General features: G+C 58.8%; 18 protein-coding genes. 9 read left to right on the top strand and 9 right to left on the bottom strand.

The annotated features are described in order from the left end of the window. The first annotated feature begins 93 nt into the window (after nucleotides 1-93). Nucleotides 94-1,656 carry an alkyl hydroperoxide reductase subunit F gene (gene ahpF / locus BMY45_RS15255; protein ID WP_092398983.1) on the top strand — a complete coding sequence of 521 codons (1,563 nt, stop codon included), beginning with the start codon at nucleotides 94-96 and terminating at the stop codon, nucleotides 1,654-1,656. A gap of 269 nt (nucleotides 1,657-1,925) precedes the next feature. Here the strand turns inward: ahpF and gloA are convergent, their stop codons facing one another. After that, a complete protein-coding gene (gene gloA, locus BMY45_RS15250; RefSeq protein WP_092398981.1) occupies nucleotides 1,926-2,447 on the bottom strand; it encodes a lactoylglutathione lyase in 522 nt (173 codons plus the stop codon). A gap of 190 nt (nucleotides 2,448-2,637) precedes the next feature. Between gloA and BMY45_RS15245 the strand changes: the two genes are divergently transcribed. Further along, nucleotides 2,638-3,174 (top strand): DUF4946 domain-containing protein, encoded by a 537-nt coding sequence (locus tag BMY45_RS15245; RefSeq protein ID WP_092398979.1) that lies wholly within the window; start codon nucleotides 2,638-2,640, stop codon nucleotides 3,172-3,174. 89 nt (nucleotides 3,175-3,263) lie between these two features. Here the strand turns inward: BMY45_RS15245 and BMY45_RS15240 are convergent, their stop codons facing one another. The 3 genes from BMY45_RS15240 to BMY45_RS15230 form a co-directional block, all read right to left on the bottom strand. Then, nucleotides 3,264-3,629 (bottom strand): histone-like nucleoid-structuring protein, MvaT/MvaU family, encoded by a 366-nt coding sequence (locus BMY45_RS15240; protein WP_092398977.1) that lies wholly within the window; start codon nucleotides 3,627-3,629, stop codon nucleotides 3,264-3,266. Between the two features lie 186 nt (nucleotides 3,630-3,815). After that, nucleotides 3,816-5,396, bottom strand: a complete 1,581-nt coding sequence (locus BMY45_RS15235; protein WP_092398975.1) for an EAL domain-containing protein — start codon at nucleotides 5,394-5,396, stop codon at nucleotides 3,816-3,818. A gap of 57 nt (nucleotides 5,397-5,453) precedes the next feature. Then, the gene (locus BMY45_RS15230; RefSeq protein ID WP_092398973.1) at nucleotides 5,454-6,320 is read right to left on the bottom strand and encodes a LysR family transcriptional regulator; all 867 of its coding nucleotides are present in this window, start codon (nucleotides 6,318-6,320) and stop codon (nucleotides 5,454-5,456) included. 239 nt (nucleotides 6,321-6,559) lie between these two features. Between BMY45_RS15230 and BMY45_RS15225 the strand changes: the two genes are divergently transcribed. Both BMY45_RS15225 and hppD read left to right on the top strand, forming a co-directional pair. Beyond that, on the top strand, nucleotides 6,560-7,504 hold the full coding sequence (locus BMY45_RS15225; protein ID WP_092398970.1) for a DMT family transporter: 945 nt from the start codon (nucleotides 6,560-6,562) through the stop codon (nucleotides 7,502-7,504). A 249-nt stretch (nucleotides 7,505-7,753) separates the two neighbouring features. Further along, complete coding sequence (hppD, locus tag BMY45_RS15220; RefSeq protein ID WP_047227629.1) at nucleotides 7,754-8,830, top strand: 4-hydroxyphenylpyruvate dioxygenase; 1,077 nt, start codon at nucleotides 7,754-7,756, stop codon at nucleotides 8,828-8,830. A 178-nt stretch (nucleotides 8,831-9,008) separates the two neighbouring features. Here hppD and rarD read toward each other — a convergent pair whose 3' ends face one another. Together rarD and BMY45_RS15210 are read right to left on the bottom strand one after the other, a co-directional pair. Further along, entirely contained in the window at nucleotides 9,009-9,893 is an 885-nt protein-coding gene (gene rarD / locus BMY45_RS15215; RefSeq protein WP_092398968.1) for an EamA family transporter RarD, read from the bottom strand. Between the two features lie 205 nt (nucleotides 9,894-10,098). Beyond that, nucleotides 10,099-11,112, bottom strand: coding sequence for an aldo/keto reductase (locus tag BMY45_RS15210; RefSeq protein WP_092398966.1), 1,014 nt, complete (start codon nucleotides 11,110-11,112; stop codon nucleotides 10,099-10,101). A gap of 158 nt (nucleotides 11,113-11,270) precedes the next feature. Here BMY45_RS15210 and BMY45_RS15205 point away from each other — a divergent pair, with 158 nt between their 5' ends. Continuing rightward, entirely contained in the window at nucleotides 11,271-12,407 is a 1,137-nt protein-coding gene (locus tag BMY45_RS15205; RefSeq protein WP_092398964.1) for a glycerate kinase, read from the top strand. 165 nt (nucleotides 12,408-12,572) lie between these two features. Here the strand turns inward: BMY45_RS15205 and BMY45_RS15200 are convergent, their stop codons facing one another. Next, nucleotides 12,573-13,364, bottom strand: coding sequence for a hypothetical protein (locus tag BMY45_RS15200; RefSeq protein ID WP_092398962.1), 792 nt, complete (start codon nucleotides 13,362-13,364; stop codon nucleotides 12,573-12,575). 191 nt (nucleotides 13,365-13,555) lie between these two features. Here BMY45_RS15200 and BMY45_RS15195 point away from each other — a divergent pair, with 191 nt between their 5' ends. The 4 genes from BMY45_RS15195 to BMY45_RS15180 all read left to right on the top strand — a co-directional run bounded on the left by BMY45_RS15195 (nucleotide 13,556) and on the right by BMY45_RS15180 (nucleotide 20,502). Further along, nucleotides 13,556-14,743, top strand: a complete 1,188-nt coding sequence (locus BMY45_RS15195; RefSeq protein WP_092398960.1) for a pyridoxal phosphate-dependent aminotransferase — start codon at nucleotides 13,556-13,558, stop codon at nucleotides 14,741-14,743. A 200-nt stretch (nucleotides 14,744-14,943) separates the two neighbouring features. Continuing rightward, a complete protein-coding gene (locus BMY45_RS15190; RefSeq protein WP_092398958.1) occupies nucleotides 14,944-15,765 on the top strand; it encodes a hypothetical protein in 822 nt (273 codons plus the stop codon). Nucleotides 15,766-15,892: 127 nt separating this feature from the next. Beyond that, nucleotides 15,893-17,914 carry a hypothetical protein gene (locus tag BMY45_RS15185; RefSeq protein WP_092398956.1) on the top strand — a complete coding sequence of 674 codons (2,022 nt, stop codon included), beginning with the start codon at nucleotides 15,893-15,895 and terminating at the stop codon, nucleotides 17,912-17,914. A gap of 224 nt (nucleotides 17,915-18,138) precedes the next feature. Then, nucleotides 18,139-20,502: an autotransporter outer membrane beta-barrel domain-containing protein gene (locus BMY45_RS15180; protein ID WP_092398954.1), complete on the top strand. Its 2,364-nt coding sequence runs from the start codon at nucleotides 18,139-18,141 to the stop codon at nucleotides 20,500-20,502. 80 nt (nucleotides 20,503-20,582) lie between these two features. Here BMY45_RS15180 and BMY45_RS15175 read toward each other — a convergent pair whose 3' ends face one another. Further along, nucleotides 20,583-21,044, bottom strand: a complete 462-nt coding sequence (locus BMY45_RS15175) for a hypothetical protein (protein WP_092398952.1) — start codon at nucleotides 21,042-21,044, stop codon at nucleotides 20,583-20,585. Nucleotides 21,045-21,240: 196 nt separating this feature from the next. Continuing rightward, complete coding sequence (locus BMY45_RS15170) at nucleotides 21,241-24,339, bottom strand: efflux RND transporter permease subunit (RefSeq protein ID WP_092398950.1); 3,099 nt, start codon at nucleotides 24,337-24,339, stop codon at nucleotides 21,241-21,243. Nucleotides 24,340-24,344 lie beyond the last annotated feature (5 nt).

The following is a 24,344-nucleotide window of genomic DNA, read 5'->3' as shown; positions in this document are numbered from 1 at the left end:
AATCAAGCAAGCCGCTTCGCCCCAAAAAAACGCCCGGGCGAGATTCGCTCGGGCGTTGTTTTTTCTGAAATTCAAAAAATGGAAATCGCCCGTATGTTGGACGCCAATCTTAAAGCTCAGTTGAAGTCATACCTGGAACGGGTCACCCAGCCGATCGAGATCGTCGCCTCCCTCGACGACGGTGCGAAATCCCAGGAAATGCTCGCGTTACTCAAAGACGTTGCCAGTCTTTGCAACCAGATTACTTTGCTCGACAACGGCACCGATGCGCGCAAGCCTTCGTTTTCGTTGAATCGCCCGGGCGCCGATATCAGCCTGCGTTTTGCTGGTATCCCCATGGGCCACGAATTTACTTCGCTGGTGTTGGCCTTGCTGCAAGTCGGCGGTCATCCTTCCAAGGCCAGTGTCGAGGTCATCGAACAGATTCGCTCCCTTGAAGGGGAGTTCAACTTCGAGACCTATTTCTCGCTGTCCTGCCAGAACTGCCCGGACGTGGTCCAGGCACTGAACCTGATGGCGGTGCTGAACCCGAACATCCGCCACGTGGCGATCGACGGCGCGCTGTTCCAGGCCGAGGTCGACGAACGCCAGATCATGGCCGTGCCGAGCATCTACTTGAACGGCGTGAACTTCGGCCAGGGCCGCATGGGCCTGGAAGAGATTCTTGCCAAGATCGACACCAGCGGTATCGAGCGCCAGGCTGAAAAGATCAGCGCCAAGGATGCGTTCGATGTGCTGGTGGTGGGCGGTGGCCCAGCCGGCGCTTCGGCGGCCATCTACGCGGCCCGTAAGGGCATCCGCACGGGTGTCGCGGCTGAGCGCTTCGGCGGTCAGGTGCTCGACACCATGGCCATCGAGAACTTCATCTCGGTGCAGGAAACCGAAGGGCCGAAACTGGCCGTCGCCCTGGAAGAACACGTCAAGCAGTACGACGTGGACATCATGAACCTGCAACGCGCCGATGCATTGGTGCCAGGCAAAGATGGCGCGCTGCACGAAATCAAATTCGCCAGCGGTGCGAGCCTCAAGGCCAAGACCGTGATCCTGGCGACCGGTGCGCGCTGGCGCGAAATGAACGTGCCGGGCGAGCAGCAATACCGCAACAAGGGCGTGGCGTACTGCCCGCACTGTGACGGTCCGCTGTTCAAAGGCAAACGCGTGGCGGTGATTGGCGGTGGTAACTCCGGCGTTGAGGCGGCCATTGACCTGGCCGGTATCGTCGCCCATGTGACCTTGCTGGAGTTCGATGTGCAATTGCGTGCCGACGCGGTGTTGCAGCGCAAGCTGCACAGCCTGCCGAACGTGACCGTGATCACCAATGCCCAGACCACCGAAGTGACGGGCGATGGCCAGAAGGTCAACGGTTTGCGCTACAAAGACCGCCCAAGCGCTGAAGTGCGGGACGTGGCGCTGGAGGGGATCTTCGTGCAGATCGGCCTGTTGCCCAACACCGATTGGCTCAAAGGCACCGTCGAGCTGTCGCCACGGGGCGAGATCATTGTCGATGCCCGCGGTGAAACCTCGATCCCGGGTGTGTTCGCCGCCGGTGACGTGACGACTGTTCCGTACAAGCAGATCGTGATCGCCGTGGGTGAGGGGGCCAAGGCTTCGTTGAGCGCCTTTGACCACCTGATCCGCACCTCCGCGCCGGCATAAATAGACAGTCGACAGCGGGAAACACAAAAACCCCATGAGCCCAGTGCTCATGGGGTTTTTTATATTGCGCATTGTTTGTGGGGCGGGTGGCTTGTTCAGTTCGACAGGTCGAGTCGCCCCCTTCGCGAGCAAGCCCGCTCCCACACTGGATCGGTGAAACACACAAAAACTGTGAACGCCGCGATCAAATGTGGGAGCGGGCTTGCTCGCGAAGGGGCCTTCAGGTGCAGCATCATTGTCGACAGGCCCAACGCAGGCTCGCTCTGGTTTTACAGCGGCGCAGGCTGGATGATTTCGACCCAGTAGCCATCCGGGTCTTTGATGAACGCCAGGCTTTTCATGCGACCGTCGCTCAGGCGTTTCTGGAAGTCGCAACCCAGCGCTTCGAAGCGCTCGCAAGCGGCCACGATGTCCGGGACCGAGATGCAGATGTGGCCGAACCCGCGCGGGTCAGTGTTGCCGTTGTGGTAGGCGAACGCCGGGTCGCTTTCGGTGCCGTGGTTGTGGGTCAGTTCCAGGATGCCGGGGATGGATTTCATCCATTCGGTGCGCTGTGCAGCGTCGGCCGGAATCTGGCTCTTGTCCACCAGGGCGAGGAAGTACAGGCTGAATTCAGCTTCCGGGAAGTCGCGCTTTTCCACCAGGGAAAAACCCAACACCCGGGTGTAGAAGTCCAGGGACTGGGTGATGTCCTTGACCCGCAGCATGGTGTGGTTGAAGACGAATTTGGCTGTGGCGGTATCGGGTTGGGCGGTGACGCCAGGGAAAGTGTTGAGTTCGTGCAGGCTCATGGGCCCTCCGGAAAATAAGTGGGGCAAACGGCATCGCAACCTGGCTGCGACGGTCCTGGCTTGCGCTAAACGGCTTCCTTGCAGGTGCACCCATGATACGCAAGGGGCGCGGCATCGCCAAACGCCTCTGGCTATTGCTTGCCGGGGCGGCGGGCTTCAGACTTTACGAATCGTCCTTGAGTGCAATGCAATGATTCGACCGTTTCTTTCGCTGTTTGTCCTGTTGCTGGTCGCGATGGCAAGTGTCGCTGTCCAGGCGGCCGAACCGCAGGTCGCCTGGCCCCCAGGCTGGGTCATCGAACCCTTGCCCTCAGATGCGGGCACCTCGTCGGCAGCGCCGGGAACGACCCGGCAACGGGCGACAAAGAATGATTCAGCGGGCACGGCGGTGATGGTCATGGAACTGACCACGACGCCCATCGAGCCAGGTCATCAAGTCAACTTGCAAGGCGTGTTACTGGAAATGCGCAAGTCAATTCAAAAGGACTTTTATCAAAGCGGTTATCAAAGTGTCTGTAATAAAATTCATGCTTCGATGTTGGGCGACGTTGCCGCACTGGAGACCACTTGCACGATCACGCAAAATGGCCGGCACGTGTTATCTCAGACGCTCGTCGCTGCACTAAAGGAGGGCAGGGCTAATGTGCTGTCCTATGCGGGACAGGCTCAGGAGTTTGTAGAAAGCCAGGATGAAATACAGTCGGTACGAAATAGCCTGAAACTATAAAGCCTGCGGTATTAGAACCACTTAATCCAGAAATCCTCCCCATAAAAAACCCTGAGCAGACTCAGGGTTTTTTTATTCGGCCAGCTTTCTCAGCTGCGCAACCAGGCGTCAACGGTTTTTGCACCGTACTGTTCTTTCCAGGCTTTCAGGCCCCGATGGTTGCCGCCTTTGGTTTCGATCAGTTCACCTGTGTGCGGGTTCTGGTACACCTTGACCACTCGCGCACGGCGGGTTTTGACAGGTTTGGTCGATGGCAGGGCCCCCTTGGTCGGGTTCGGGTCGAGAATCGCGATGACGTCGCGCAGGCTCTTGCCGTAGGTTTTCATCAGTCCCTGGAGCTTCTCTTCGAATTCGATTTCTTTCTTGAGCCCGGCATCATTCTTCAGCTTTTCCAGCTGCTTGAGCCGCTCTTGAAGGTCCTGTTCTGCTTTACGAAATTCAGCGAGTCTGGACAATATCGTTACTCCAATCAGAATATTTGGCTGATACCAACCGCAAACAAAGCTATAAGCCAAGTGCCTTGAAGCGACTCAGTGATAATGACGCTCCTGCTATTAGCCACAGGTAAAAAAATTGTAGTAGTGAAACCCACGGGTGTAAATCGTAACTTTTTCGTTATGTAACAAGGGATGCGAATTTTATCAGTCCGACTGTGGTTGCCCGTAGAGGGGCGCAGCATCAGGGGTTTCAATGGCAGACACCGCCGTAATGAAATCCGCGCCACTCATCGGGCGACCAAATAGATACCCCTGTAAAAAGTTCACCCCGTGAGCGGCCAGATAGTTGCTTTGTTCAACGGTTTCGACCCCCTCGGCAACGATTCCCAAGTCCAGCTTGCCCGACAGTTCGATGATGCTGTCAAGGATGTGCCGCGACAGGGCATCGACGCCGATCATGGCAACAAAGCTCTGGTCGATTTTCAGGAAGTCCACGTTGAACTGGCGCAAGTAGTCCAGGCTGGAATGACCGGTGCCGAAGTCGTCGATTGCGATCTTGACCCCCAGTTCACGCAGGTGCTGGAACAGCTGGTGAGTGGTGGGTGTCGGTTCGATCAGCTCGCGCTCGGTCAGTTCCAGCACCAAGGTAATGACCCCCGGGGGGAAGGCCTCCAGGAACTCGCGGCAATCTTGCACCAGTTCCAGATTCTGACAATGGCGCGCGGTGATGTTGATGCCGACGTGAAAGGAACTTTCCAGTTGCGGGACCAAGGGCGCCAGCAAATGCATGGTTTGCTGCATCAATGCCCGGGTCATCGGCACGATCAAGCCGCTGTGTTCAGCAAAGGGAATGAACAGGTCCGGCCGCACCAGGCCTTCCTTGGGATGGTTCCAGCGCATCAGCACTTCGACCCCGGCCCAGCGCTTGCTGTCGCCCTGCACGACCGGTTGCAGATAGGGCACGAACTCCCCGGCCTCAAGCGCGCGTTGCAGCTCATGGCTGGGGGACGTGGCGCGTTTTTGCAGCCAGTGGCCGAGCGTTCCAGCGATGACACCAAAGAAGATCAGCAGGCTGAACAGCGGCGGATACTCACGGGCCATGTAGCGCCAGATTTCACCCTCATCGAAGCCGGCTGCAACATTGAAGGCATAGCGCAATGAGGTCAGGTTGCTGCGGGCGACCGGCAGTGCGGGCAGGGGCGCTGGTCGGACCTTCCCGTCCGCGGTCAGCCAGTTTGGCCCGACTTGCAGCAACAACCGGGTTTCGCCGCCGATCAGACGCAAGACATTGGCCAGGTGATAACCGTCCAGCGTCGCCAATGCCCCTTGTTGCCCTTCATTGAGCCGGTAAATCAGCAGCGCGGTGTCGGGGGTGATCGGGTTGCCGTTCATGAGCCACAACGTGCCCTGATGGTAGGCGTTCGGATCAACCGTCTCTTCGAAGGCGCCAAACAGCGAACTGCAATAGAGGGTGTTGTTCCACACCAGGTTGGTCGAACGGACGAATGGCCGACGCGTCACCTGTTCGCGTAAGGCCAGTTTCACCGCTTCGCAGGGCTGGCCGGCCAGAGGCAGCAGTTCGCGGGCCGCCAACGCGGTGTTGTCGAGCATCAGTTCAATCTGCCCGACCAGCTCTTCGCTGGTCTGCTGGCTCTGTTGTTCCAGTGTCCGTTCAGCTTGCAGGTACAGAATGCCCAGCCCTGACAGTATCGGCAGCACGCCGCAGAGCAGCGTGATCAGGTTGCGACGGGGCCGCTTGCGCAAACGACTGGCGGTCAATGGCATCTGCATAACCTGTGGGGCTGGAGGGACTTGTTCGATAGTGTATCGGGTTGCGGGTGATCAGACTGACTGCCTCGCCAGCTCGATAAACGCAAGCGTAGCGGGCGAGGCCTGGCGGCTGTCCAGTACCGCCAGGCCTATCTGCCGCGGGACCTTTGGCGACAATGGCCGCGTGACGAAACGCGGGTTGTCGCCGCCCGGCAGTGAACCTTCGGACACCAGGGTCACGGCCTCGCCGCGGCTGACGACATCCAGGGTGCTGAGCAGCTGCGAACAACGATAGCGCACGTTCGGTGTGAGCCGGGCTGCGTTGAACAGGCGCGAAACCAGTTCAGAAGAGCCGGCCTCGGTGAGCACGAACGGGTCGTTGCACAGGTCCTTGAGGCTCAGGCTGGCTTGGGCGGCGAGGGGGTGAGCGCTGGGCAGCACGGCGACCATCTGGTCTTGCATCAGCGCGAACGTGTCGAAACGGTCTTCGGGCAGCACCACGAAGCCGACGTCGATCCGCCGTTCATCCAGCCACTGGATGACTTGCCGGTCCGGTCCTTCGTCGATGTGCACTTCGATCCCCGGATGCAAAGCCCGGTAACGTTGCAGGATGGCGGGCAATAACTTCATCGACGAAGTCGGGCCGAACGAGCCGATGCGCAGGGTGCCACGGCGCATACCCCGCGCATCCGCGGCTTCCTGGCGCAGGGTGTTGGCCAGCCCGAGCATGGCCCGGGCCCGCAGCAGCAACTGCCGGCCAATGTCGCTGGGCTCGATGAGGCTCTGATGACGTCTGAACAACTCCACGCCCAGCTCCTGCTCCAGGGATTTGATGGCGTGGGACACCGCCGACTGGCTGATGCCCAACCGCGTCGCCGCGGCGGTGAAACCGCGCAGCTCGGCGACCTGCGAGAAGATTTCGAGTTGGGTGAGGGTCATGAGGGAATGCTCATTTTACGATGATCAGGCATGAGCTTGATGATGAGGCATCTGCTTCGAATCACAAAGTCATACAGAACCTGTGGCGAGGGGATTTATCCCCGCTGGGCTGCGTAGCGGCCCCAAACCTGACGACTCCGGGTGTCAGGGAGTTCGAGGGGCCGCTTCGCGCCCCAGCGGGGATAAATCCCCTCGCCACAGGTTTTGTGAGCTACTTCACATACAGGTTTCGGTGAACCATGAAAACCCTCGAACAAACCGTCCCAACCCCGTCGGACCTGCCGGTGTACTTGAAGCTCGCCATGGTCACCATGATCTGGGGCGGCACCTTCGTCGCCGGCAGGATCCTTTCCGATGCCCTGGCACCGCTGCTCGCCGCCAGCCTGCGGTTTCTGCTGGCCAGTCTCGCGCTGTTGCTGTTTCTCGGCCTGGCCGGGATTCCGCTGGCCAGGCCGAGCCTGAAACAAGGGCTGCAATTGGCGGCGCTGGGGTTCTTCGGGATCTTTTTCTACAACCTGTGTTTCTTCTACGGTTTGCAGTACATCAATGCGTCGCGGGCCTCGTTGATCGTGGCCCTGAACCCGGCGGTGATCGGGCTGGCGTCCTGGTGGCTGTTCAAGGAGCGGCTGAGCCGGGCGAAAGTCGCAGGCATCGTGCTGTGTATCGGCGGGGCGGGGTTGGTGATCGTCAGTCGCGATCCCTCTTTGCTGCAGAGTGCAGGGCAGGGCTGGCTGGGCGATCTGCTGATTTTCGGTTGTGTGCTGGGCTGGGGCATCTATTCATTGTTTTCCAAAAACCTGAATGAAAGCCTTGGGCCCTTGCAAACCGTGACCTGGTCGATTCTGCTGGGGACCTTGATGTTGTGCCTAGCTTGCGCGGTCGCAGGCGAAGTTCGCGTTGAAGCATTGCGCGGGTTGGACGTCGTGCAATGGTTGAGCCTGCTGTACCTCGGTGTGCTGGGATCGGCGTTAGCCTATATCGCCTGGTATGACGGCATCCGTCGGATTGGCGCGACCCGTTCTGGCGTGTTCATCGCACTCAACCCGTTGACCGCAGTGCTGTTCGGGGCGCTGCTGTTGGACGAGCGGCTCACCGGCTTGATGGGGATAGGGGCGGGGCTGATCCTGACCGGGATTTTCCTGTGCAACAAAGCCCTTGCACGCTCGCCGCAAAAGACGATTTGATACCGAAGGCGGACAAATATGGTTACGCTGTGTAGAATCGATTTACGCATACAAGAATAAACGTCTTCTGGCAGCAGAAGCCTCGCCCGCAAGAGCCTTGGGTCGACAATGAAGATATTCGGGTTTCAACTGATCTACGGCGATTTTCTCGCCCGCACCGTTCGCGGCATTTCCTGCGCGCCACCGCGTGCCCTCAGCATGGCCGGCAACTAACGCTCCGTTAATTGATAAGCATGATGAGGCGCCAACATGGCAGATCTATACGAAAACCCGATGGGCCTGATGGGCTTTGAATTCATCGAATTCGCATCCCCGACCCCCAACACCCTGGAGCCGATCTTCGAGATCATGGGCTTCACCAAAGTGGCCAGCCATCGTTCCAAGGACGTGCATCTGTATCGTCAGGGCGCGATCAACCTGATCCTCAACAACGAACCCCACAGCGTGGCCTCATACTTCGCCGCCGAACACGGCCCGTCGGTGTGCGGCATGGCTTTCCGCGTCAAGGATTCGCAACAGGCCTACAAACGTGCCTTGGAACTCGGCGCCCAGCCGATTCACATCGAAACCGGCCCGATGGAGCTGAACCTCCCGGCAATCAAAGGCATCGGCGGCGCGCCGCTGTACCTGATCGACCGTTTTGGCGAAGGCAGCTCCATCTATGACATCGACTTCGTGTTCCTCGAAGGCGTTGACCGTAACCCAGTGGGCGCGGGGCTGAAAATCATCGACCACCTGACCCACAACGTGTATCGCGGGCGCATGGCCTATTGGGCGGGTTTCTACGAGAAGCTGTTCAATTTCCGTGAGATTCGTTACTTCGACATCAAGGGCGAATACACCGGCCTGACCTCCAAGGCCATGACCGCCCCGGACGGCATGATCCGCATCCCGCTGAACGAGGAATCGTCCAAGGGCGCCGGGCAGATCGAAGAGTTTCTGATGCAGTTCAACGGTGAAGGCATCCAGCACGTGGCCTTCCTGACCGACGACCTGATCAAGACCTGGGACCAGCTCAAAAGCATCGGCATGCGCTTCATGACCGCGCCGCCGGACACCTACTACGAAATGCTCGAAGGTCGCCTGCCGAACCACGGCGAGCCGGTGGATGAACTGCAAGCGCGGGGCATTTTGCTGGACGGCGCTTCCGAACAGGGTGACAAGCGTCTGCTGTTGCAGATTTTCTCGGAAACCCTGATGGGGCCGGTGTTCTTCGAATTCATCCAGCGCAAGGGCGACGATGGCTTCGGCGAAGGCAACTTCAAGGCGTTGTTCGAGTCCATCGAGCGTGACCAGGTGCGGCGTGGTGTGCTGGCTACTGAGTAATACCTGAGCGCAAAAAAAGCCCGCCTGGCAGCGATGCCCGGCGGGCTTTTTATTGCCGATGCAAAACCCCTTGTGGGAGCGGGCTTGCTCGCGAAAGCGCTGTATCAGTCAATATCAGTGGCGCCTGACACGACGCCTTCGCGAGCAAGCCCGCTCCCACAGGGGGACTGGATAAGCCTTAAGCCCGGCGTCGCTGGCGCATCAGGTGCTTGAACCCTTCGAATACCAGCACCGCCACGGCCATCCAGATGGGAATGTAGGTGAGCCATTCACTGGCCTGGATGCTTTCTCCCAGCAGCAGCGCAACGCCCAGCAGCAATACCGGCTCGACATAGCTCAACAGTCCGAACAGGCTGAATGGCAGCAACCGGCTGGCAACGATGTAGGCCACCAGTGCCGAAGCACTGATCACCCCGAGCAATGGGATCAGCAGCGACAGCCACGGGTACTGGTCGAAAACAGCGAAACCTTGTTCACCGCTTTGCACGAACCAGAGCGCTAGCGGCAGCATCAGGGTCATGTCCAGCCACAACCCGCCCAGGTTGTCGGTCCCCAGGCGTTTGCGCAGGATGAAGTAGATCGGATAACCCACCACCACCAGCAAGGTCGCCCAGGAAAAACCACCCACCTGGTAGAGCTCGTTGACCACGCCGAGGGTGGCGAAGAACACGGCGATTTTCTGCAGGTAGGACAGACGCTCGCCATAGACGAGGCGCCCGGTCAGAACCATCGACAGCGGCAACAAAAAATACCCCAGCGACACGTCCAGGCTGTAGCCGTTGAGGGGCGCCCACATGAACAGCCACAACTGCGCCCCCATCAACGCCGAAGACGCCATGGCACCGATCAACAGCCGCGGCGCGGCGAGCAGGCGCCGGCCGAGCGCCGTCACCAGGTTCCACTCCTTGGTCACCAGCATGAACACCGTCATGCAGGGCATCGTCAGCAGCATGCGCCAACCGAAGATCTCCACGCCGGTCAGTGGCGAGAGCAGGGAGGTGTAGTAATACATGACGGCGAACAGCACAGATGCCGAGACCGATAGAGCGATGCCTTTGGACACGGTGATTCTCTTGAGGGCTATCAGCCACACCCGGATCTGTGACTGGAAAATCTATCTATGGTGCATGGCCTGTGGGAGCAAGGCTTGCCCGCGATGAACGATAACGCGGTTCAGTTGTTAAACCGCAGCGCGGCCATCGCGGGCAAGCCATGCTCCCACAGGTAAATCCCCTCGCCACAAGGATGTTTGGCTGGAGAAAACGTGATTATGACGTGCGCGCCACACGCCCCGGTACGAAATGCCCCACGTCATTGAACCCGGGTGTCGAGGCATGCCCCGGCGTCACCAGCGAATCGATGAAGGCTTCATCTTCGGCGGTGATCGTCACCGACTGCGCCTTGGTGTAGCCATCCCATTGCTCCTCGGTGCGCGGCCCGACGATGGCCGAGGTGACAGCGCGGTTGTTCAGCACCCAGGCAATGGCGAACTCGACCATGCCCACGCCGCGTTCCTGGGTGTATTGCTGGATCTGTTGGGCGATGCGCAGGGATTCGACCCGCCATTCGGTTTCCAGGATGCGTTTGTCCTGGCGACCGGCGCGACTGTTGGCGTCCGGTGCCACGTCCGGTGCGTACTTGCCACTGAGCACCCCGCGGGCGAGGGGGCTGAAAGGCACCACGCCGAGGCCGTAGTTCTGCGCGGCGGTGATCTGCTCGGTTTCGGCCTGGCGATTGACGATGTTATACAGCGGTTGGCTGATCACCGGCCGGTCGATGCCCAGGCGGTCGGCGATCCGGATCACCTCGGCGATGCGCCAGCCACGGTAGTTCGACAGGCCCCAGTAGCGGATCTTGCCTTGGCGAATCAAATCACCGATGGCCGACACCGTGACCTCGAGCGGGGTATTGTGGTCTTCGCGGTGCAGGTAATAGATGTCCAGGTAATCGGTGCCCAGGCGCGTCAGGCTCGCCTCGATGCCATTGAAAATGTGCTTGCGGTTCAGGCCGCTGCGGTTGGGCACGCCATCCGGCGGGCCGAAGCCGACCTTGGTGGCCAGCACCCATTCATGACGGTGACGGGCAATCGCCTCGCCGACGATCTCTTCGGAACGACCGTTGGTGTAGACGTCCGCAGTGTCGATGAAATTGATACCCTGGTCCCAGGCCTTGTCGATGATCCGCAGCGAATCCTCGGTGCTGGTCTGTTCGCCGAACATCATCGTGCCCAGGGTCAATGTCGAAACGTGCAACCCAGAATGGCCTAGCGTGCGGTAGCTCATGACAAGGTCCTTTTATCGATGGGAAAGGTCCAATCAAACCCCAGATAAGGCGTGCGGAGCAAACAGATTTATCAAACACCCCAAATCACCTGTGGGAGCGAGCGTGCTCGCGATGAGCCATGAGCCTCAACACAGTCCCCACCCAACCGGAGAATAATATGAAAATAGTCATCGCCCCCGACTCGTTCAAGGACAGCCTGAGCGCCCAGGGCGTGGCGGATGCTGTCGCCCACGGCTTGGCCCAGGTCTGGCCGGATGCACAGTTGATCAAGTGCCCGATGGCCGATGGCGGGGAGGGTACGGTGGAGTCGGTGCTGGCGGCCTGCAACGGGCAGTGGCGGCGCAGTTGGGTGAGAGGCCCGCTGGGGGCCAGCGTCGAAGCGCGTTGGGGGTGGTTGCCCGACAGCCACACCGCGATTATTGAAATGGCTGAGGCCAGCGGCTTGCAGCTGGTACCTCCTGGGCAACGTGACGCCTGTTCCAGCAGCACCTACGGCACCGGCGAGCTGATTCGTGCCGCCCTGGACGAAGGCGCCGGACGGGTGATCCTGGCAATCGGCGGCAGTGCCACCAACGATGGCGGTGCAGGGGCGATGCAAGCCTTGGGCGTGGGGTTGCTGGATGAAAACGGGCAACCTCTTGCGCCCGGTGGTCTGGCCCTGGCGAAACTGGCGCGTATCGACTTGAGCGAGATGGACCCGCGCCTGGCCCGGGTCAGTTTCGAGATCGCGGCTGATGTCGATAACCCGTTGTGCGGTCCTCACGGCGCTTCAGCAATTTTTGGTCCGCAGAAAGGTGCATCCCCTGAGCAGGTACAGCAACTGGACCAGGCTTTGGGGCATTTCGCTGAACACTGTGCCCAGGTGTTGAGCAAGGATGTACGCGACGAACCGGGCAGCGGCGCCGCCGGGGGGCTGGGGTTCGCCGCCAAGGCGTTCCTGGGCGCGCAGTTTCGCACCGGCGTTGACGTCGTCGCCGGGTTGACCGGGCTGGCCGATGCGATCAACGGCGCTGACCTGGTGATCACCGGCGAAGGCCGTTTCGACGCCCAGACCCTGCGCGGCAAAACACCCTTTGGCGTGGCCCGCATCGCCCGCCAACACGGCGTACCGGTCGTGGTCATCGCCGGCACGCTGGGGCAGGATTATCAGGCGCTGTATGAGCACGGCATCGACGCCGCGTTTGCCCTGGTCAGCGGGCCGATGACCCTGCAAGAGGCCTGCGCCGATGCGCCACGCTTGCTGGCTGAACGAGCCCGGGACATCGCCCGGCTTTGGCGAGTGGCCGCCCGCTAAATCCCACCGAGCACAAAACTGTGGCGAGGGGATTTATCCCCGCTGGGCTGCGCAGCAGCCCCGAGACCGCTCGACCCGGTGTGGTAGGTTCAACGTCGCAGGCCGTTGCGGGGTGTATCGCGCCAAAGGGGAAAATCCTCTCACCGTGTCCCTTCGGCCACCGCTCTAAGTCTTGTTCGTGGTTTTTTTGCCGGAATGCTTGACGATGATGAACACGCCCTTGGAGTCCACTGTCTGGACCCCAGCGCGGTTGGCGATACGGTAGAACAGCACATGCGTCCCGTTGGCGAGAGAGAAAAAGACGTAGTCTGGAATCGGCACGACTGTTGGAAATGCTTGCCCACCCGGTACATTGAGCGGGTCCGGGGTGCGAACCACTGCCACGGCCACTGGCGGGGCGTCCGGGCCTCCGCAGAAGACGGTAATCTGGTGTCCGGTGGTCTGGCCTTCATAGACCGGGATGACCACCGGGACCATGTAGCAATGCGCTTTCAGATACGCCTTGGTAACGCCTTCGCCATAGGTCAATTCCTCATCGATCACGGCTTTGACCGGTGTCTGGCCATTCAGGGGTACTTGCTTGTCAACGGTAAACGTCACTGCTTCGGACTCATAAAAGTCGCCTACTTCGGTTTCCACATCGAACTTCAGTTTGCTGATGCCCTCTTCCAAGTGCTCTTTGCCCAACGTTATGAAGCGCGGGAAAGTAACCAGGCCTTCGAGCACGAGGGTTTCGACCCGTTCGTACAATTGCCTGCCTGGCTTGAGTATCCATAGTTGCAAGGTGTCCTTCTCGCCGCCTACGGCCGAGCCAGGCCAGGGTCGCAGGATCTGTAGAAGCAGATCGGATTGGGTCGCCCAGTTGGGCAACAGATTCTCTTCAGCGTAGTACGGGCCATCCTCGTCCCGGTGACGGCCCAGTGCATGAAAGACCTTCAACGGCGGTAGCTTGTCCATTCCAACCTCCCGACATCCGCTGTGTGATTCGGCATTGATGGGTGCGGATAGTTGCCTCCCGATTAAATGACCGGTTGCGCGCCAGCGCTACTGTAAGACCTGACAGGTAGTACCGGTGTGTAGGTGCTGACTGGCATAAGCGATCGATTGATATAAGGTGGAGTCAGCCATACACCTAAAAGGAGAAAGGGATGCGCTTTTCAGACTTGACCCGCCGCATCACCGGCGACGGTGCCGCTGCGTGGCAGATCCACGACCGGGCGCTGGCCATGCGCGAGCAGGGCATGGATGTATTGCTGTTATCAGTGGGCGATCCGGATTTCGACACGCCACGCGCTATCGTCGATGCTGCGGTGACCAGCCTGCGGGCCGGAGAAACCCACTATTCAGATGTGCGTGGCTTGCACAGCTTGCGCGCCAGTATTGCCCGGCGTCATCGCGAGCGTTGCGGTCAGCCGGTGGGCGCCGACCAGGTTACCGTGTTGCCGGGGGCGCAATGCGGGGTGTACGCGGTCGCGCAATGCCTGCTCAACCCCGGTGATGAAGTGATCATCGCCGAACCGATGTATGTCACCTACGAAGCGGTGTTCGGTGCTTGCGGGGCTAAAGTGGTGCCGGTGGCGGTGCGCCCGGAAAAAGGGTTTCGGGTTGATCCGGCCGACGTCGCCCAACTGATTACCCCCCGTACTCGGGCAATGTTGCTCAACAGCCCCAACAATCCTTCCGGCGCCAGCTTGCCGCTGGCCACCTGGCAAGCACTGGCGCAATTGTGCATCGGGCATGATCTGTGGCTGATCAGCGACGAGGTCTACAGCGACTTGCTGTACGAAGGCGAACACATCAGCCCGGCCAGCCTCCCGGGCATGGCCGAGCGCACCGCCACCATCAACAGCCTGTCCAAGTCCCACGCCATGACGGGTTGGCGCATCGGCTGGGTCATCGGTCCCGAATCTTTGGCCGGACATCTGGCGAACCTGTCGCTGTGCATGCTGTTCGGCTTGCCGGATTTCGTGCAGCGCGCCGCCCAGGTGGCGCTGGAGCAGGATTTGCCTGAGGTGGCGCAGATGCACGAGGAGTATCGCCAGCGTCGGGACCTGGTGTGCGCCATGCTCGATGACTGCCCAGGCCTCAAGCCGGTGCGGCCCGACGGTGGCATGTTCGTGATGGTCGATGTGCGCCAGACGGGCCTCGGTGCCCAGGCATTTGCCGAGCTCCTGCTGGACGGGTATGGCGTGTCGGTGCTGGCCGGTGAGGCATTCGGGCCGAGTGCAGCGGGACATATCCGCATCGGGTTGGTGGTCGATCAGTTGCAACTGGCCGATGCCTGTCAGCGGATTACTGCGTGCGCCGCGCATGTATTGGGGCGGCGTCATACCTGACAGCGACTCATCATTAAGCAGCAGGGCGCAGGCACTTCCATACAGTGCCTGGGCCTCTTCAACTTATTTAAATTCCGAAACTAAACCGATAAACGGTCGATTGACCTGTCAGTTCTGACAGTAGGCAAGGTCGACGATCGCGTATCTACTTTATTAAACGCAGTGGGTGTTTTTCCGGATCGAATAAGCAGGAGGGTGGCATGTCTACCTCTGGTGATGAGAGCAGCGGGCCAGACACTCTGGCAGCCCCTGGACCGCCAGTAGATGACGTGCCACCCAGTGGACAAGTGCCGGCCAGTATTTTGTTGAATGGCGGACAAACGCGCATTCCAAGATGGCCTATCTATGCGGACAGTCCCGGCAAAGTAGACCGATTGCTTGTTTATTGGCGACGCGGCACTACTACCGACACGGTCTACGATCAAAACAAGCAAGGCCCGATCTTGGAAACCGAATTTGTCATCCCGTTACCCGCTTCTTTGTGGGCCGGAGATGGGGTGGCCTATCTGTCTTACAAAGTGATACCGATAGCGCCTCCCGGTAACGGATTTACAACTAATGATACGGTTCTTTATATCGATCACAGTGTCGTTCCATTGCCCGAACTGTTGGGGGTGTCTTTCCTGTATACCACGCTTATGAATTATCTGAACTGCGGCACGTTGCCGCCCATTTGGGACGGGGTCTTTATAAAAATTCCGTATCAAGGATTCCGGGAAGGGGATGAATGTGTTCTTACATGGCGTGCCTACACGTCCTTGACCCCGGCCCCACAAAATTACATAGACGGCACCGAAGGAGTCTTTACTCATCAATTAAGCAGGGCGGAAGCGGAGAATCCGGAAGGGTTCATAATGCCGCCCATTCCTTTTGCCACGTATATCGAACCCTTGTTGTTTGGCTGTGGGAGTGCTCAGTACAAGATACGCAGAAGACCAGGAGGTTTTATTGGTGAATCCGAGTTGCGCTGGGTAAAAGTCGATCGGTATCTGCCCGGTACGGCGGAACCGTGCGGGCCGTGATCAACCGTGACTTATTGGATGGTCGGTTACTTTTAGCCAGCTAAGAAATGTTTGCAGTGGGCTTCCCATAAGCCGTTTGTTTATATGCAGTGATTTTGGATTTCGACTTTATCGTGGAGAATATCAAATGAACGCGAAACAGGAAGTAGCGAAAATCGACCGGGAGCGGGTGCGCAGTGTCCGCGCAGCAACAGGCCCCTTGGCAGGCCCTCCTCCAGAATTTCCTGACACCATCAGTGATACCGACAACCGTGTGTATGTTGATAAGCTTCTGCCTGGCACCAAACTGAAAGCTATGCTTCCGCGTTGGACAAACGAACACGAAGATGATGTCGTCACTGTTCACATCGCGCAACAGGCAGCCACCCCAGTCTGGAAAGAGGTGGATAGATTTCCTGCTGGTCTGATCGCTAATCGTCCTCCTAAATTTGAGGCGGGTATCGCGACCGAAGAGTTGACTGACTACAACCCCGCCGGAACACCCTCCGTTTGGTTGGTTCAGTACCGTGCGGCGCCTCCCCTCGGGAACCCCTGGAAATCAAATAACAAAGAGCTTGAAATCGATAGACGGGCCCATTACCAACCGACTCCCGGCGGAACCAAGAACCGGCCGCCGTTACCTGTTGCCAACCCGGCCATTCCCGCCACCGATATCATCAATGACGCCTACGTCAATAGCCTGCCTGGCGGTCTCATGGAGGTGACGGTGGGAGTTGACCACTGGGCGGTGGGTGATAAGTGCTATTTGTATCTGAGCAAGAGCTATGAGGAAGTTAATCCCGATGAGCCGCTTAATCCACCACCCTACGCATTGCCGCAAAGTAGCATCATTAATGTAAGCGGGACGATTTTACGCAGTTTGCCACCGGGAACAGCCTATTTTTTCTACCAGCATGTCGATGCGGTCGGGAATAAAAGTGCTTTGTCAGTCGCCCAAGGCGTGAGGATCGCCTTTGCACCGGCGCCCGTGCTCGAAGATCCGATTGTTCCTTTGGCGAGTAGCCAGACCGATCGTCTTATCGATTTGAAAGATTGTGCAGAGGTCGGTGGTGTTACCGTCGAGGTGGAAAGAGTTGACCATGTAGAGGATACCGATGAGATTAAACTTGAGTGGAATGGTGCGCTTGTAGATACCTTGGAGTTTGGTACCGAGACCAAGTTAGTGTTTCCCGTGCCGTTCGACACTATTTTCGATGATTATTATACAGGCGGCCCGACCACCGAGGGCGAAGTTCCCGTCAATGTGAAAACCACTTTGCTGCGCGGACCCGATGAAGTAGACGACTCATCTGTCGATATTTTTTCGAATCTCTATGCACCTGGTCCTACTGATCCGACGGACCCGGGCCTACCCAATGATCAATTGACTGCGCCAAATGTTACAAGTACCACAGTGCCCAACATTATTGAGATTGAAGACCATAATGTGGAGCAGACCATCACGATTAACCTGTGGACGGATGTTGATAAGCCAGTGAAGCAGGGGCAGCAAATTGCAGCTGAGTACGCCGGTGTGAGACTTAGTGATCTCGCTTTTTTAAGGGATAACCAAACAGTCGCAACCATTCCCCTGCCTTGGAATGTCATTGAAACCGCCGGCCTCGGTGATAAACCCCTTCAGTATTTCGTGTCGGACATTGGCGGCGTCAATGAAAATCCGTCACTCATCCAAACAGTGACAAACAACGCATTGGTCGTTGACATGAAAGCTCCGTCAATAACCACGGAAAATCCGGGCCTGCTGCTGTGCGACGACCTTAAGGGACCCAATTGGAGCGCGGTGGTCAATATCGAGGGAGACCCTGTGCACCTGCAACTGGGTCGGGAAGTGACCCTGCATGCGCAAGGCTACAGGGACGCGGCCTACACCCAGCTAGCACCAGGCACCGATTTTACCTCAACTACACCGCACACGATTATCGGCACAGAGCCAGCGGACGGGTTTACCATGAACATTGAACCTTATGATCCTTTTATCCGTAATGTTCCTGAGCCTCCTCCTACTCCGATAGGGTCAGGCCCCTATGTGGGTTATTGGAAAATCTGGTACACGGTGGAGATCGCTGGAACAGATTATCCCTCTGACGAATTTGAAGTCGTGGTCAATCTTATCAATGCATATATTGAGTATTGCGAACAACAGGCGTGAGTAGAGGTCCAGCTTGATCTTTCCCTTCACAGCAGTGTCCTGTTGAGTCTTTGTGAAGGGATGCGAATTATATTGCTTGTGCAACGGAGTTGTCTGAGTTGTTTTCAGAATAATCCTACATTGAATTTTGGGCTTTCTCAGTAGTCTGGCGCCTCTTCTCGAATGTGATCGGGTAAAGGTCAGCGAGCCAACCAGTTCCAAATATCGTTATTAGGGTAGTTCATATGCAATCAGCTCAGTTTTCTCTATCGAAAGTTCATTGCGGCAGATGGCAATATCCATCGGTCCTGGCACTTGCTTTTGTCATCCCTTATGCACAAGCGCGTGACCTGAACCCGGGGGAGACGGAAACCATCTCGCCTTCGCCAACCGTTGAGAGCTGGCTGATCGCACCGGATGCGACGCTTAACGTCAATGGCGCCGAAACGCTGGACATCGACGTCCAGGCCGGCGTCTTGAATGTCAACACCGGTACGACCCAGCAGATCAGCGCATCGAATGGGGCTGCCGTGAACCTGACCGGTGCCACGGTGACCGGGGCCAGCGGGGACGTTACGGTTTCGCTGGTCAACAGTGACGCCAACATCACTGGCAGCACGATATCCGGGCTCGATTACGGGCTTCAGGCGGTGCGCGATACCGACACCTCGACCGGCTCCAACGTTACCCTGCAGGACAGCACTGTCAGCGGCGTCTTGGGGGGCGCCGTGGCCACCTCCTATAGCACCCTGAACTTGAATAACAGCACCATTGAAGGCACCGGCAGTTCCAGCTTCGGTTTACGGATCGCAGGAGGGCAGGCGACGCTCAATAATCAATCCAGAATCATCGGCGGGCTTAATGGTGTGACGTTTGAGTTAGACCGTACCGACGAACAGATCAGCAAACTGGTGCTGAACAACTCAAGCGTCGAAGGCAAGACGGGTTCGGCGATCCTGGCGAATGTGGGCGCCATCCCTTTGGGAGCGTTCGTGGTTGAGGTATCGAACGGTTCGACGCTCATCGGTGGCAACGGCACGATCCTGGAAGTGACGGATGGAACGAATGTCGACTTCAGCGTCGACAATAGCGTGTTGCAGGGCAATGTGGTGGTCGAGGCCGGCAGCAATGTGACCACTGCACTCAACAACCGGGCCGCACTGACCGGCGATCTGCACAACGTTGCCCAATTCAGTCTGAATAACGAGAGTGCGTTTACCGGTACCATCAAAGGCGATGACGGGCATACCACTCAGGTGGTGATGGACAATAACTCGGCATTCACCGGAGGCGTGGAGGGCACTGCCGATCTTGCGATCAGGAACCAGTCAACCTGGATCCTGACCGGCGACAATACCGTGAACAATCTGGCGCTGGACGGTGGCAGGGTGGATTTTGCGCCGGGGTCAACGTTCTACACGCTGAATGTGCGCGAACTCTCGGGTACGGGTTCTTTCAACCTGTACACCGACTTTGCCACCGGCGAAACGGATTTTCTCAATGCCCAAAGCGCATCGGGTGAGCATGTCGTGTCAGTCAGTGCCACGGGGAACAGGTCGAGCGGTGACTTGATTCACATTGCTGAATTCGGCGCGGGTGATGCCCAACTGGCACTGAACACTGGCGTTGTCGATGTGGGCGCCCTGACTTACAAGCTGGTCCAGGAAGGCAACGGCTGGTATCTGCGTCCTGACGACGGGCCGAGCACCAGCACCCGTTCGGTGATGGCGATCGCCAATACCGCGCCGACCATTATTTATGCCGAAAGCACGCTGCTGAATTCGCGTATGGGTGATCGACGCCTGACGGGGGCCAAGCCTGGCCTGTGGACGCGTACCTACAATAATCGCTACAGCGTGCAGAATGCCTACGCCGGTGGTTACAGCCAGACCCAGCAGGGGCTGGTGATCGGCGCCGACGCAGCGCTGGGCGACAGCGATTGGCTGGTCGGCGGCATGGTCGGGTACAGTCGCTCGAACCTGGATCTCAAGCACGGCAGTTCGGGTTCGGTGGACAGCTATTCCGTGGGGGCCTATTTGACGAAATTCGATCCTCAATCGGGCTTCTATGTCGACGCGGTCACCAAGATCAATCGATTCGACAACCGCCTGGACGTCAGCATGAGCGATGGCGTGAAAACCAAGGGGTCTTATGACACCTACGGTTTGAGCGGTTCGCTGGAGGTGGGCCTGCAAGACCAATTGGGCAGCGGGTTCTTCTGGGGGCCGTTTGCCCAGGTCGCAGCCGCGGTGGTCTCTGGAGAACATTACAAGCTCGATAACGGCCTTGAAGTCGACAGCGAACTGACCCGGTCGCTAGTCGTCAAGGGCGGTGCTTACCTGGGCAGCGAGATCGACTTGGGTAATGGCCACAAGTTGCAGCCGCGAGTGCGTGTTGCCATTGGCCAGGAGCTGATCAAACGCAACGAAGTGGGCGTCAACGACAGCTCGTTCAACAACGACAGCTCCGCCACCAGTCTGGAACTGGCGGGTGGAGTCAATTGGGCACTGCCCCACGGTCTGCAGGTTTTCGCCGAGGCCGGCTCAAGCCAAAGCAAGACCGTCAAGCAGGATTACAACGTCAGCGCGGGTCTTAGTTTCAACTTCTGACAATGCGCCGCTACGCGCTTAGTCGTTAAAAAAGCTCCGGATCGAAAGACTCCGGAGCTTTTTTTGCGGCGCTTGTTGGCTCAAGTGCGTCGGGACCCTGGTTCTGCAACCAGGTTGAAACTCATCATCAGCTCATGGGCTTTCGGACTTTCCAACCCGTCTTCTACACGGGCATCGATGGTGCCACTGATGGAAAGGGTTTGCGGATCAAAATTCAGGGCCGTCAAAGGTTCAAGTGTCGAATACTCTGAAGGCGGGTTCTCTGCGGTATCGCCGTAGGAGATCCTCACGTTCTTGGCGCGTTGTGGGGAGCTATCGACGGGGTCTTCGAGGAAAATGATCCTGATGGTCTTGATGTGGTTGTCGACTGGGTCTCGAAGCGTCGCCGTTATGGTCAGGTAGTCACCGAACTGGGGGTAGCTCACCCGGGAAAAAGACGCTCTGAAAGGCACCGGAGGACGTTGATCAATGGATGCTGCGAATTCGTTGCTGAAGAGGGATTGTCGAACCTTATTGACTGACAGTTTTTGTGCTGCGCTCATGGCCATGGTCTCCATTGGAATATCGCAAGGCTGTACCGACAGTGCAGAGCATTATCTGACTATGGGTCCTACCATCTGAGCGCGATACCGGCTCGCTGTAAACTGTCAGCTTTGACAGTTTACAGCAGCGTTGTGTTATGGATGAGCTGCGTTTCTGACGTGAGCTGCATTGCGCGCTCACATTGGGCCTGTGTTGTCAGAGGGCTTTATGCCGCTTGCGCACCAGCCTCATCACCCCGACAAAAAACACCGGCACAAACACCACTGCCAGCGTCGCGGTGATCATCCCGCCAATCACCCCGGTCCCAATGGCCTGCTGGCTTGCCGAACTGGCGCCGGTGGCGATGGCCAACGGCACTACGCCGAGAATGAACGCCAGGGAGGTCATGATGATCGGCCGCAGGCGCAAGCGTGCCGCCTGGAGGGTGGCGTCGATCAGGTCGTGGCCCTCGTCGTACAGATGTTTGGCAAACTCAATGATCAGGATCGCATTCTTGGCCGACAGGCCGATGATGGTCACCAGGCCGACCTTGAAGAACACATCGTTGGGCATGCCGCGCAACGATACCGCCAACACCGCGCCGAGTACCCCCAGCGGCACCACCAGCAGCACCGACGTGGGGATCGACCAGCTCTCGTAGAGCGCCGCCAGGCACAGGAACACCACCAGCAACGACAGACCCAGCAATAGCGGCACCTGGCTGCCGGACAGGCGCTCCTGCAACGACAGCCCGGTCCATTCCTGGCCTAGGCCGGCAGGGCCCTGGGCCACCAGGCGTTCGATTTCCGCCATGGCTTCGCCGGTGCTGTGGCCGGGGGCCGGTTCACCGGAGATGCTGATGGCCGGGTAGCCGTTGTAGCGGGTCAATTGCGTCGGGCCCTGAGTCCACCGAGCCTGGACGAAGGCTGACAGCGGCACCATTTTTCCAGTGTCGTTGCGCACATGGATCTTCAGCAGGTCGACCACCTGGCTGCGTTGATCGCCCTCGGCCTGAACCACCACCCGCTGCATCCGCCCCTGGTTGGGGAAGTCGTTGATGTAGGCCGAGCCTACCGCGGTGGCGAGCACGTTGCCCACGTCGGCGAAAGACACTCCCAAGGCATTGGCCTGTTTGCGGTCGACCTCCAGTTGCACCTGTGGCGCTTCGGCCAGGGCGCTTTCGCGCACGTTCATCAGCACCGGGCTCTTCTCGGCGGCGGCGAGCAAAGCCGTGCGAGCCTGCATCAGCGTGGCATGGCCGAGGCCGCCGCGGTCTTGCAGGCGGAACTCGAAACCGCTGGACGTCCCGAGGCCATCCACCGGTGGCGGGAGTACGGCGAAGGCCTCGGCATCCTTGATCTGGCCGAAGGCCTGGTTGGCACGCTCGGCAATGGCACTGGCCGAATCGTCGCGGCCACGCTGCGACCAATCCTTGAGGGTGGTGAACGCCAGCGCGGCGTTCTGCCCGCTGCCGGAGAAACTGAAACCGAGGATTACGGTGCTGTCGCCCACCCCCGGCTCGCCGGCGTTGTGCGCCTCGATCTGCTCGACCACCTGCACCGTGCGGTTCTTGCTCGCGCCGGGCGGCAGCTGGATATCGGTGATGGTATAGCCCTGGTCTTCCACCGGCAGGAACGAGGAGGGCAGGCGACTGAACAACAGCCCCATGCCCACCAGCAGCACACCGTAGATCAACATATATCGCCCGGTGCGCTTGAGTGCATAGGCCACCCAGCCTTGATAGCGGTTGCCGAATCGCTCGAAGCCACGGTTGAACCAGCCGAAGAAACCGCTTTTGGCGTGGTGATCGCCTTTGGCGACCGGTTTGAGCAAGGTCGCGCAAAGTGCCGGGGTCAAGGTCAGGGCGAGAAAGGCCGAGAACAGGATCGACGTCGCCATCGATAGCGAGAACTGTTGGTAAATCACCCCCACCGAGCCCTGCATGAATGCCATCGGAATGAACACCGCCACCAACACCAGGGTGATGCCGATGATGGCCCCGGTGATCTGCTGCATCGCCTTGCGCGTCGCTTCCTTGGGCGACAACCCTTCGCTGGCCATGATTCGCTCGACGTTTTCCACCACCACGATGGCATCGTCCACCAGGATGCCGATGGCTAGCACCATGCCGAACATGGTCAGCACGTTGATGGAAAAGCCCAGCGCAAACATAGTCGCGAAGGTGCCCATCAGTGCCACCGGGACCACCAGTGTGGGAATCAAGGTGTAGCGCACGTTCTGTAAGAACAGGAACATTACGGCGAACACCAGCAGCATCGCCTCGCCGAGGGTGTAGATCACTTTGGTGATGGAGACTTTGACGAAGGGCGAGGTGTCGTACGGGATCTTGTAATCCACGCCGGCCGGGAAGTATCGCGCCAGTTCGTCCATCTTCTGGCGCACCCGGTTTGCCGTGCTCACGGCATTGGCTCCCGGTGACAATTGCACGCTGACGGCGGTGGACGGCTTGCCGTTCAAGCGGGTGGAGAATTGATATTCCTGACTGCCGACCTCTACCCGCGCTACGTCGCCGATTCGCACGGTAGATCCGTTAGGGTTGGCCTTGAGTACGATGTCGGCGAATTCTTCAGGCGTCGACAATTGGCCCTTGACCAGGACGGTGGCGGTGATTTCCTGGGTCGTACGGGTTGGCAAGTCACCGATGCTGCCCGCCGAGACCTGGGCGTTCTGCGCCACGATGGCGGCATTGACGTCGGCCGGGGTCAGGTTGAAGCTCAGCAGCTTCTGCGGGTCGATCCAGATTCGCATCGCCCGTTCGGCGCCATACAACTGGGCCTTGCCGACACCGTCCAAACGCTTGATCTCGTTCATCACGTTACGCGCCAGGTAGTCGCTGAGGGCCACGTCGTCGAGTTTGCCGTCACTGGAGGTGAGGGTGATCAGCAGCAGGAAACCGGATGAAACCTTGTCCACCTGCAGGCCTTGCTGGGTGACCGTCTGAGGAAGACGCGACTCGACGGCCTTGAGGCGGTTTTGCACGTCCACCTGGGCCAGCTCGGGGTTGGTCCCGGGCTGAAACGTGGCGGTGATGGTTGCACTGCCCAGGCTACTCTGGGATTCGAAGTACAGCAGGTTATCGGTGCCGTTGAGTTCTTCCTCGATCAGGCTGACCACACTTTGATCCACGGCTTGCGCCGAAGCGCCCGGGTATACCGCGTAGATCTCGATCTGCGGTGGTGCGACATCGGGGTATTGCGCCACCGGCAGTTGGGGTATGGCCAGCGCGCCGGCCAACAGGATGAACAACGCGACCACCCAGGCGAACACCGGGCGATCGATAAAGAATTGCGGCATGAGCG

The sequence above is a fragment of the Pseudomonas sp. NFACC39-1 genome (assembly GCF_900110355.1).
Lineage (GTDB): Bacteria > Pseudomonadota > Gammaproteobacteria > Pseudomonadales > Pseudomonadaceae > Aquipseudomonas > Aquipseudomonas tehranensis.
This window is presented reverse-complemented; position numbering and strand designations above follow the sequence as displayed.